Here is a 10,975-nt window from a genome sequence, read left to right as displayed (position 1 = left end):
GAGCCGCGTCGTCGCGGAGCGCATCGCAGAGCGCATCCGGTCCGCCGTGTCGGCCCTGCGCCTCCTGCCGGACGGGAGGCGGCTTACCCTGAGCATCGGCGTGGCCTCCGTCGTTTCGGGCGACACGCCCGCTCAACTTTTCCACCGCGTGGACGAGGCGCTCTACGCCTCCAAGCGGATGAAGGGCAAGAACCGCGTGATGTTCCGCTGAGGCTCCTTGTCCTCCGTCCGGCCTGGGGTTAAAATATCAAGTCACGTTTTTTGTCTTTCGTGCAGATTGGAGTGACGGGCATGAACAGGATCATCACCATCGGCCGCGAGTTCGGCAGCGGGGGGCGGGAGCTGGGCCGCCGCCTTGCCGACGCCCTTCAGTTCGCCTATTACGACCGCGAGATCGTCACGGAGCTGGCCAGGCGCACCTCCCTCTCGGAGGAGTACGTGCAGCGAATCGTGGAGCATCGCCCCACTGTGGCGTTTCCGATCCACGTGGGACGCAGCTTCTACCCCATGGTCAACCCGATGTGGGAGCAGGGACAGGCCGTCTATCAGGAGCAGCACCGCCTCATCAAGGAGATGGCTGCCGCGTCGAGCTGCGTCATCGTGGGGCGCTGCGCGGACTACATCCTGCGGGACATGCGGCCCTTTCGGATATTCGTCTACGCGGACATGGCGAGCAAGATGCGGCGGTGCCGCGAGAATGGCGAGGACGCGAAGGCGATGTCGGACAAGGAGCTGACGCAGCACATCAACGACATCAACAAGGGCCGCGCGAAGTACTACGAGTTCTACAGCGGGCAGGAGTGGGGCGGGCGCCTGAACTACGACCTCTGCGTCAACACGACCCAGCTGGACCTCGGCGAGGTCGTCGCTGCGATCGCCAAGCTGTTCTGACGGGGTGGAACGAGGATGAAAATGCGGGGGGACGGCTGTAGCCGTCCCCCCGCTCAGTTTCACCCGCCGTTTAGTCCCCTGACGTGATGGCGACCTTCTTGTGGGCTTTGTCCTCCTGCTTCTCGTCCACTTCGATGGTCAGGACCCCGTCCTTGAAGCTGGCCTTCGCGCTGTCGGGGTCCGCCTCGACGGGGAAGGAGATCACGCGCTCCACCTTGCCCCAGCTGCGCTCGGACCGGAAGTAGCTCTTGCCCTCCGAGCCCTCCGTCCGCTCGCTCTTCTTCTCCGCGGAGAGCGTCAGACGGTCGCCGTAGACGTGAAGCTCCACGTCCTCCGGCTTGATGCCGGGCAGCTCCGCCTCGATGCAGAGCTTCCCGTCCTTGCGGTAGAGGTCCGTCTTCGCGGAAAGCCCGCCGCTCCCCTCGAAGGGGAACATCCCCATCTGCTCCGCAAGACGATCCATGCTGTCGAAGAGCGACGCCGCAGGTCCCCCAAAGCGGCCATAGACTACCGGTGCGTATCCGTTCCTCATTGTAAACGACCTCCTAAATAAAAGAAGTATTTTTTTATCGTTCTTCCGTCGGGGAGAGGGCGTTGACCTCCTCGGCTCCATCCCCCCTCGACGTGTGCTATCATAACACTGACCTTTAATGACCATATCGTCAAAATCGATGAATCCGGCCCTCCGTCGTTTCGCTGACCTTTATTGACTTTTTGCTTTTCGCGCTGCGACGGTGTGTATCGTCCGGATATTTGCTATACTTTTCACGATGCCATGCCGCCGGGATGGAGGTGCCGTGCGGCGGCCCCCGGTTCCGCGGGGGCGATCTGCTGATTCTGGGAGGACTATAGACTTTGCGTATTTTTTTGCCTGGCGCTGGAGGCTTCATCGGGAGCCATCTGATCGAGAAGATCCTGGACGAGTCCGATTACGAGGTTTCTGCCTTCGACCTCTGCGGTGAAAGCCTGAAGCGCTTTGAGGGGCGGGATCGCTTTACCTTTCATCAGGGAGACATCTTCAAGGAAAACGATTGGATCGAGGCCCAGGTGGCCGCCTGCGACGTCGTCCTTCCCTTTGCGGGCGTCGCGAAGCCCGCGTACTACCTCAGCAGCCCCCTTTGGACGTTCGAGCTGGACTTTGAACAGAACCTCAAGGTGGTGCGCCTGTGCGCGAAGCACAAGAAGCGCGTGATCTTCCCCTCGACCTCCGAGGTCTATGGGCTGTCCAGCGACTCCGTGCTGCTGGAGGACGAGAGCCCCCTCATCGTCGGCCCCATCGGCAAGATGCGCTGGATCTACAGCTGCGGCAAGCAGATGATGGACCGTGTGATCGCGGCCTACGGCATGGAGCGCGGGCTCCAGTACACGCTGTTCCGCCCCTTCAACTGGGTGGGGCCGAGGCTCGACACGATGGAGGACGCCCGCTGCCGTAAGGCCCGGTCCATCACTCAGATCATCTACGACGTCCTGTATCGGGGGGAGGTCACCCTGGTGGGCGGCGGGGAGCAGCGCCGGAGCTTCACCTGGATCGGGGACGGGACGGATGCGCTCATGGCCCTTTTGAGAAACGAAGGCGGGCGGGCGGACGGCCAGATCTTCAACATCGGCAACCCGGACAACAACTTCTCCATCCGGGAGCTGGCGGAGCTCATCCTGGACGTGATGCGCCAGGACCCGCGCTTCGCCTCCCGCGCCGAGGAGGTCCGCGTCGTTTCCGTCCCCGCGGAGGAGTACTACTCGAACGGCTACGACGACATGAGAAACCGGGTCCCCTCCATCGAAAAGATGAAGGAACGGATGGGCTGGAGGCCGAAGGTGGCGCTGCGGGAGGCCGTGCGCCTGACGCTCGATGCGTTTGAGGTGCCCGCGGAATGAGGCCGGACGGCAGGGAGGGGCCTCGCTTCCTCCGCCGGCTGGCGGCAGCGCGTCCCCTCATCCCCTGGGTCGTCCTGGCCCTGTTGGCGGCGGCCGTCTACCTCTGGGGGCTGGGGAGGTACGGCCTCATCGACCCGGACGAGGGGCGCTACGCCGAGATCCCCCGTGAGATGATCGAGTCCGGCGACTTCGTGACGCCGCGGCTGAACTACGTCAAGTACTTTGAGAAGCCCGCGCTGCACTACTGGCTGACGGCGGCGTCCTTCGTTACCTTCGGGCAGAACGAGGCGGCGGCCCGGCTCTTCCCCGTCCTGTTCGGGCTGGGAGGGTGTCTGCTGACCTTCGCCGTCGCGAGGCGCATGACGGGTAGCGCTCGCGCGGGGGGTGCCGCCGCCGCCGTGCTGGTCAGCTCCGTGCTGTGGTACGCGCTCTCGCGGCTCAACGTCATCGACATGACGCTGACGTTCTTCTTCACGCTGGCCATGCTGGGCTATTGGCTTTGGTTTCGGGATGGAGAGGGCGCCGGCCGCTGGCCGCTCATGCTCTTCTACGCCGCCATGGCGTTGGCGACGCTCTCCAAGGGGCTGATCGGCGTCGTCCTCCCCGGCGGGATCGCCGTGCTGCACCTGGCCAGCCTGAGGCGGTGGAGGGCGATCCTGCGCCTGTTCTCGCCCTGGGGCATCGCGCTGTACTTCGCGCTCGTCCTGCCGTGGTTCCGGGCCGTCTGCGCCGCCAACCCGGACTTCTTCGACTTCTTCTTCGTCCACGAGCACTTCACCCGCTACCTGACGACGGAGCACGACCGCTACGAGCCCTTCTGGTTCTTCGTCCCCATCCTCCTGGGAGGCCTCGTGCCCTGGACCGGGATGCTCTGGGACGCCTTTCGCGCCGCGCGGGGGCAGGATGGGCTCCTGAGGCGGGAGGACGGCCTGTTCCTGATCCTGTGGTTTGCCGTGCCCCTGATCTTCTTCTCCCTGTCGGGGTCCAAACTGATCCCCTACATCCTGCCGTGCCTGCCTCCCCTGGCCGTGCTCATCGGTGCAGTCGTCGAGGGGATGCTGAGGGGTGGAGCTCCCGCCATGCGGGCCGGCCGCCGATTCGCCTGCCTGAACGCCCTGATCCTGCTCCCCGTGATCGTGGCCGGCGTGGTCTACCCTGCGTTTCGTCCGGAGGATGCTTACCTTCGGGCGACGACCACTCCCTTCTGCCTCGTACTGACGGCCTTTTGCCTGGCCTCCTTCGTCCTGCTCCGCGCGCGGACGCGAGGCTTCCTGATGCTCTGCCTCCTGGCGCTGACGGCACTCTTTGTGGCTGCTTCGGGCTTCGACCTGATGGCGGCCCGCAACTCCAGACGCCCCATCGCTGCTATGGTGCGCGAAAGGCTGCGGCCCGATGATGCCCTCGTCACCTACGGGGACCTGATGCAGGGGCTGTCGTTCTACCTGGACCGCCGCATCGTGATCGCCGGCGGTCGGGGAGAGCTGGACTTTGGCGCAGCTCAGGAGGAGGACCCGCGCTGGTTCCTGAACGCGGAGCAACTCCGCAGGCTGTGGAACGGACCGGACCGCGTCCTGCTGGTCACAAACCGGCGCAGGTTGGAAGAGCTGACGCGGGACCTGGGACGCGAGCCCGTGCGCCTGGGGGAGACGGAAAAGGAGATTCTGTTCACGAACTTCTGACGCATCGCCTCAGGAAGGACGGAGGAACGGGCTGCCGCATCCGTCCCGCAGGGCTCAAGACGAGAGTTCCATGGGCCCCGCGCCATCGATGCCTTTTGCACCAGGGAGGGCTGCTTGAGATTGAGTGATACGACCGCATCAATGAAAACAAACAAGGACATTTCCATCATCGTCCCCGTCTACAACGAGGAGGATAGCCTGCCCCAGCTCTTCGATCGGCTCTTTCCGGTCCTGGAGGGCATGGGGCGGACCTATGAGGTCGTCTTCGTGAACGACGGCAGTGGCGACGCCTCCCTTCCGCTCCTGCTGAGGGAGTGGAAACGGCGGCCGGGGGAGGTGCGCGTCATCGACTTCAACGGCAACTTCGGCCAGCACATGGCCATCATGGCAGGGTTTAACGCCGCGTCGGGGAAGGACGTCATCACGATGGACGCGGACCTGCAGAACCCCCCGGAGGAGATTCCCCGCATCGTGGCCTGTCTTGAGGAGGGGCACGACGTGGTGGGGACGGTCCGGCGGCACCGTCGGGACACGCTGTTCCGCCGCACGGCCTCGCGCGTCGTGAACTGGCTGACCAATCGGATCACGGGCCTGTCGCTGCACGACTACGGCTGTATGCTGCGGGGCTATCGGCGTGATATCATAGACATCATCAACGAGTCGGCGGAGACGACGACGTTCATCCCCGCCCTCGCGCAGAAGTTTGCGGTCAACCCCGTGGAGATCGAGGTGGCGCACAGCGAGCGGGAGAGCGGGACCTCCAAGTACAGCCTGTTTCGCCTCATCCGCCTGAACTTCGACCTGATGACCAGCTTCTCCCTCGTCCCACTGCAGGCCGTCACGATGATGGGGCTGGCCGTTTCCGTGTTGAGCCTCTGCTTCGCCGTGTTCATGCTGATCCGGCGCTTGTGGGTCGGACCGGAGGCCGAGGGCGTCTTCACGCTTCTGGCCCTGAACTTCCTGCTGATGGGGGTGACGATCTCCTGCGTGGGCATCACCGGGGAGTACATCGGTCGCCTCTATCAGGAGGTGCGCCGCCGGCCGCGCTACATCGTGCGCCGGTTCTACGGCCCCGACGGAGCGGACCCGGAGGCGGAGAAGGGGCGGTGAGCAAAGTGAACGAGAAGAGGCCCTGCCGTGCCGTGGTGTTCGCCTACAGCGCCGTCGGCTGCGAGTGCCTGAAGGTCCTGCTGGAACAGGGGGTGGACGTCCGCCTCCTCTACACGCACCGGGACGACCCCGACGAGGTCCGGTGGTTCGATTCCGTGGGCGACCTGGCCAGGGCCCGCGGCCTTTCCGTGCTGACGCCGGACGTGCTCTCGGGGGAGGTGGAGCGGGTGCGGTCGGCTGCGCCGGACGTGATCTTCTCCTTCTACTACCGATCCCTGATCCCCATGAGCGTCCTGAACCTCGCGCCGCTGGGGGCGTTCAACCTGCACGGCTCCCTCCTTCCCCGCTACCGGGGCAGAGCCTGCGTCAACTGGGCGGTGCTGAACGGGGAGCCGGAGACGGGGGTGACGCTGCACCACATGACCGCGTGGGCGGACCGTGGCAACGTCGTGGACCAGATCGCCGTCCCCATCGGGCCGGACGAAACGGCCATCGAGGTCTTTCGGAAGCTGGTCCCCGCGGCGGGCGCCGCCCTGCGGCGCAGCCTGAGGGCAATCCTGGCCGGAGAGGCCGAGGGGACGCCTCAGGACGAGAGCCGCGCCACGACCTTCGGGCGGCGGCGTCCGGCGGACGGGCTGATGGACTGGACGCAGGACGCGCAAGCGCTGCACAACCTCGTCCGCGCCGTGGCCTGGCCCTTCCCTGGGGCGTTCACCTTCCTGGAGGGCCGGAAGCTCATGGTTTGGCGCACGCGCCCGTCGGAGGGGACGTCCGCGGCCTCTCCGGGCACGGTGCTGCGCTCGCGGCCGCCCCTGGTCGCGGCGGGGCGAGGAGCCCTGGAGATCCTGCAGGCCCAGTGGGCCGATGAATGGGGCGAGAAAAAAAAGGACGGGCTTGAGGGGGACGACGCCTGCCCGCACCTTGAGAGAGGCATCCTTTTGGGGGGAACGCTGAAGTGACGGTAGAGAACTGCACCCTGGCGATAAAGATAGACATCGACACGCTGAAGGGATATCGGGAGGGGCTGCCCAGGCTCCTCGACATACTGAAGGCGCACGGCGTCCGCGCGTCCGTCTTCTTCTCCATGGGCCCCGACGAGTCGGGGAAGGCGCTGCGGCGCATCTTCCGAAAGGGGTTCCTCACCAAGATGCTGCGCACCCGCGCGCCCTCCACCTACGGGCTCAAGACCCTGTTCTACGGAACGCTGCTGCCGGCGCCGATGATCGTGCCCTCCGACCCCTCCCTGCTGTGTCGCGCCCTGGACGAGGGGCACGAGTGCGGCATCCACGCCTGGAACCACGTCCTGTGGCAGGACCGCCTGCCCCGCATGACCCAGGACGTCATCCGCCACGAGCTTGGGATGGCGATGGAACTCTTCCAGACGGTTTCGGGTGCGCGCCCCTCCTGCTGCGCTGCGCCCGGCTGGCAGGTCACGCCGGACAGCCTGGCGGTCCAGGACGAGCTGGGCTTCGCCTACTGCAGCGACACCCGCGGCAGCGCTCCGTTCTTACCCCGTATGGAGGGGCAGACGTTCCGAACGCCCCAGGTGCCCTCGACCCTCCCCACGCTGGACGAGGTGCTGGGACGCGACGGGGTATCCGCTGCGAACGCCGCGGACCATTACCTGGACCTCCTGGAGCCGGGACTGAACGTCCTCACGATCCACACGGAGATGGAGGGCGGCGCGATGAGCGGCGTCTTCAATGCCTTCCTGAACGCCTGCAGCGAGGGAGCCCTGACCTTCATGACGCTGGGCGAGGCCCTGGCCGCCTCCCTGCCCCTCCCTGAGGCGGACGTCGAGATGTGTCCCATCCCCGGCCGCGCCGGGACCGTGGCGACTCAGGTCATCTAAGCTGTTTCCCCCGCCTGCGGCCGCCCGCCGCGGGCGGGGGATAACGCGTGCCGCGTCCTTCATGGACTTTTAGCGCGCCGCGTGATACCATGATTACGTTTATTGTTCGCAAATCACAGAACTTCTCGAATTGTGTGTTTTAACGAAAACAGGTTTTAATTACACGTCGCTTTAGCGTTTTATCCTAAAACACCCTGGGGGGGTATCCGAATGCGGAGGTATATCTTTCAACGAATCTGGGCCAGCTTCCTGACGCTCTTCGTCGTCGTGACCCTGACCTTCTTCATGATGCGCGCCATTCCGGGCGGGCCGTTCACGGACGAGAAGGCGATCCCGCCCTTCATCCTGGAGAAGATCATGGCCCGCTACCACCTGAACGACCCATTGTACGTGCAGTACGGGCACTACCTGTGGGACGTTCTGCACTTCGACCTGGGTCCCTCCTACCGGTACGAGGGCATGACGGTGAACCAGCTCATCGCCTCCGGCTTCCCTGCCTCGCTGATGGTGGGGAGCATCGCCATCCTGCTGGCCCTCGTCGTCGGCATTCCCGCCGGCATCGTCTCTGCCCTGCGGCGGGGGCGCTGGCAGGACCGCACGGCGATGGTGCTGGCCACGCTGGGCATCACCATACCCAACTTCGTCATCGCGACGATCCTCGTCTACTTCTTCGCCTACCGCTGGGGCTGGGTGACGGTGGGCTTCTGGGAGGGGCTGCCCACGGCCCTGCTGCCCGCCATCACGCTGGCGGGGTACCCGACGGCCTTCATCTCGCGCCTGACTCGCAGCAGCATGTTGGAGGTCCTCCAGCAGGACTACATCCGAACGGCCTACTCCAAAGGCCTTCGGGAGCGGGCCGTGGTCTACATCCACGCGCTGCGCAACGCCATCATCCCCGTGGTCACCTACCTTGGGCCGCTCATTGCCGGCATCCTGACGGGCAGCTTCGTCGTGGAGCAGGTCTTTGGCGTACCGGGGCTGGGCACCTTCTTCGTCACGAGCATCTCCAACCGCGACTACACCACCATCATGGGCGTCACGATCTTCTACAGCGCGCTTCTGGTTTCGCTGAACCTCGTGGTGGACATCTGCCTCGGGTTCATCGACCCGCGGATCAAGCTGAATTGACGGAGGGGACGGATATGAGCGACATGGAACGAGCGGTTCCCGATATCAGCGACCCCCGGCTGTTCGAGCCGGTGTCGCCGGAGGAGAGGACGCGCGCGGAGTTCGTCCGCCCCTCCCTGAGCTACTGGCAGGACGCCTGGCGGCGCCTCTGCCGGGACAGGGTGGCGATCCTGGGACTGGTGGTCATCCTCATCATCCTGGCAATGGCCGTCGTCGGCCCGTGGCTTTCACCCTACACCTACGACGGGCAGGACTTCATGGTGTCGAACGAGCCCCCCAGCCTGAAGCACTGGTTCGGGACGGACATGTTCGGGCGGGACATCTTCGTCCGGGTGCTGTTCGGCGCGCGGATTTCGCTGGCCGTTGGTTTCGTGGCGAGCTTCATCAACCTGTTCATCGGCGTCATCTACGGCGGCATCGCCGGCTTTGTGGGCGGACGGACGGACAACGTCATGATGCGCATCGTGGACGTCATCTACAGCGTCCCGACGATGATCTACGTCATCCTCCTCATGGTGGTGGTGGGGCCGGGGCTGAAGAGCATCTTCATCACCCTCGGCATCTCCTACTGGGCCTCCATGGCGCGGATCGTGCGGGCCGAGGTGATGCGGATCAAGAACGAGGAGTTCGTCCTGGCCGCGCGGGTGTTGGGGGCCTCCAGCACCCGGATGCTCCTGCGTCACCTCATCCCCAACGCCATGGGGCCCATCCTGGTGACGCTGACCTTCTCCATCCCCCGCGCCATCTTCACCGAGGCGTTCCTGAGCTTCGTTGGGCTGGGGGTCAGCGCGCCCATGGCGAGCTGGGGCGTGCTGAGCAACGACGCGATCGGCTCCCTCGCCATCTACCCGTGGCAGCTCTTTTTTCCGGCTGCGGCGATCTCCGTCACCATCCTGGCCTTCAACTTCCTTGGCGACGGCCTCCGCGACGCGCTGGACCCGCGCCTGAGAAAGTAGGGGAGGGAGAACGATGAACGAGATGAACGCCATGAACTCGTCGAACTTCCTGCTGCGCGTGTCGGACCTTCGCACGTCCTTCTTCACGCCGGCGGGAGAGGTCAAGGCCGTGGGCGGGGTATCCTTCAACGTGAAGCGCGGCGAGGTGCTGGGCATCGTCGGCGAGAGCGGGAGTGGCAAGAGCGTCACCATGCTCTCCGTGCTGGGGCTCCTGGGGACGTCGGGCCGCGTCGTGGGGGGCAGCATCGACTTCGACGGCCAGGAGCTCACGAAGATGCGGCTGCGGGACCTGGAGGAGCTTCGCGGGAAGCGGATATCCATGATCTTTCAGGACCCCATGACGAGCCTCAACCCGGTGCTGACCGTCCGCTGGCAGATGGAGGAGTCCCTGAGGCGCCACAGGGTCCCCTGCGACCGGCACGACCGGGCGGTGGACATGCTGAAGCGGGTGGGCATCGTTCCGGCGGAGCGGCGCCTGACCCAGTACCCCTTCCAGTTCAGCGGCGGGCAGCGGCAGCGCATCATGATCGCCATGGCCATGATCTGCAACCCGGACCTCCTGATCGCGGACGAGCCCACGACGGCCCTGGACGTGACGGTGCAGGCCCAGATCCTGGAGCTGATGAAGGAGCTTCAGGGGCAGTTCGGGACCTCCATCATCCTGATCACCCACGACCTGGGCGTGATCGCCGGCATGGCGGACCGCGTGCTGGTGATGTACGGCGGGAGGATCATGGAGCGGGGGACGCGGCGGGAGATATTCTACGAGCCGGCCCACCCCTACACCCGCGGCCTGCTGCGCTCCGTCCCCAACCCGGAGGAGCTGGTGAGGCAGCGGCTCATCCCCATTGAAGGGCAGCCGCCGGACCTGCTGAACCCGCCCGCAGGCTGTCCCTATGCGCCGCGCTGCCCTGAGGCCATGCGCGTCTGCATGGAGTATCCGCCCGATCGGACGGAGCTGACGGGCTCGCACAACGCGGCCTGCTGGCTCTTGAACCGTCCGGCGGGGTCGGCCGCCGACAGGAAGGAGGGAGCGCGATGACGATGGAGGAAAAGGGCGCCCCGATGCTGGAGGTCGTCGGCCTCAAGAAGTACTTCGAGGTCGCCGCGGGCACGGTGCGCTCGGTGGACGGCGTCACCTTCGACATCCTGCCCGGCGAAACGCTGGGGCTGGTGGGGGAATCCGGGTGCGGCAAGACGACGACGGGGCGGACGATCGTGCGCCTCTACGACCCGACGGGAGGGACGGTGCGCTTCATGGGGCAGGACATCACCCGCCTGTCCCAGGGGGCGATGCTGCCGTGGCGCAAGCGGATGCAGATGATCTTTCAGGACCCCTACGCCTCGCTGAACCCCCGCATGACGGTGGGGGACATCGTGATGGAGCCGATGTCCATCCACGGCATCCCGAAGGACGAATGGGGCGACCGGATGCGGCGCCTGATGAAGCTGGTGGGGCTGAACAGCGAGCACGCCAACCGCTA

At 65.5% G+C, this 10,975-nt stretch carries 12 protein-coding genes; 11 read left to right on the top strand and 1 reads right to left on the bottom strand.

The window, feature by feature from the left end:
• Window positions 1-211, top strand: a 211-nt coding sequence (locus Q0629_RS00235; RefSeq protein ID WP_298777475.1) for a diguanylate cyclase, incomplete at its 5' end; no start/stop codon positions are given.
• Between the two features lie 80 nt (window positions 212-291).
• On the top strand, window positions 292-891 hold the full coding sequence (locus tag Q0629_RS00230; RefSeq protein ID WP_298777473.1) for a cytidylate kinase-like family protein: 600 nt from the start codon (window positions 292-294) through the stop codon (window positions 889-891).
• Window positions 892-961: 70 nt separating this feature from the next.
• On the opposite strand, the gene Q0629_RS00225 is transcribed toward Q0629_RS00230, so the two are convergent.
• A complete protein-coding gene (locus Q0629_RS00225) occupies window positions 962-1,423 on the bottom strand; it encodes an Hsp20/alpha crystallin family protein (RefSeq protein WP_298777471.1) in 462 nt (153 codons plus the stop codon).
• Between the two features lie 323 nt (window positions 1,424-1,746).
• Here Q0629_RS00225 and Q0629_RS00220 point away from each other — a divergent pair, with 323 nt between their 5' ends.
• The 9 genes from Q0629_RS00220 to Q0629_RS00180 all read left to right on the top strand — a co-directional run.
• Window positions 1,747-2,766, top strand: coding sequence for a bifunctional UDP-4-keto-pentose/UDP-xylose synthase (locus Q0629_RS00220; protein ID WP_298777469.1), 1,020 nt, complete (start codon window positions 1,747-1,749; stop codon window positions 2,764-2,766).
• Window positions 2,763-4,445 carry a phospholipid carrier-dependent glycosyltransferase gene (locus tag Q0629_RS00215; protein ID WP_298777467.1) on the top strand — a complete coding sequence of 561 codons (1,683 nt, stop codon included), beginning with the start codon at window positions 2,763-2,765 and terminating at the stop codon, window positions 4,443-4,445. Before Q0629_RS00220 ends, Q0629_RS00215 begins: the two co-directional genes overlap by 4 nt.
• Window positions 4,446-4,586: 141 nt before the next feature.
• Window positions 4,587-5,555, top strand: coding sequence for a glycosyltransferase (locus Q0629_RS00210; RefSeq protein ID WP_298777465.1), 969 nt, complete (start codon window positions 4,587-4,589; stop codon window positions 5,553-5,555).
• Complete coding sequence (locus Q0629_RS00205; RefSeq protein WP_298777463.1) at window positions 5,552-6,514, top strand: formyltransferase; 963 nt, start codon at window positions 5,552-5,554, stop codon at window positions 6,512-6,514. Before Q0629_RS00210 ends, Q0629_RS00205 begins: the two co-directional genes overlap by 4 nt.
• Window positions 6,511-7,407, top strand: a complete 897-nt coding sequence (locus tag Q0629_RS00200) for a polysaccharide deacetylase family protein (protein ID WP_298777461.1) — start codon at window positions 6,511-6,513, stop codon at window positions 7,405-7,407. The genes Q0629_RS00205 and Q0629_RS00200 overlap by 4 nt, the downstream gene beginning before the upstream one ends.
• Window positions 7,408-7,617: 210 nt before the next feature.
• Window positions 7,618-8,535, top strand: a complete 918-nt coding sequence (locus Q0629_RS00195; RefSeq protein WP_298777459.1) for an ABC transporter permease — start codon at window positions 7,618-7,620, stop codon at window positions 8,533-8,535.
• Window positions 8,536-8,549: 14 nt separating this feature from the next.
• Complete coding sequence (locus Q0629_RS00190; RefSeq protein ID WP_298777457.1) at window positions 8,550-9,491, top strand: ABC transporter permease; 942 nt, start codon at window positions 8,550-8,552, stop codon at window positions 9,489-9,491.
• Window positions 9,492-9,504: 13 nt separating this feature from the next.
• Window positions 9,505-10,533 carry an ABC transporter ATP-binding protein gene (locus Q0629_RS00185; RefSeq protein ID WP_298777455.1) on the top strand — a complete coding sequence of 343 codons (1,029 nt, stop codon included), beginning with the start codon at window positions 9,505-9,507 and terminating at the stop codon, window positions 10,531-10,533.
• Window positions 10,530-10,975, top strand: a 446-nt coding sequence (locus tag Q0629_RS00180) for an ATP-binding cassette domain-containing protein (protein WP_298777452.1), incomplete at its 3' end; no start/stop codon positions are given. The genes Q0629_RS00185 and Q0629_RS00180, both read left to right, overlap by 4 nt.

This window comes from uncultured Fretibacterium sp. (assembly GCF_938030725.1).
GTDB lineage: Bacteria > Synergistota > Synergistia > Synergistales > Aminobacteriaceae > Fretibacterium.
Note: the sequence above shows the minus strand (reverse complement) of the source record. Positions and strands in the feature narration are given on the sequence as shown.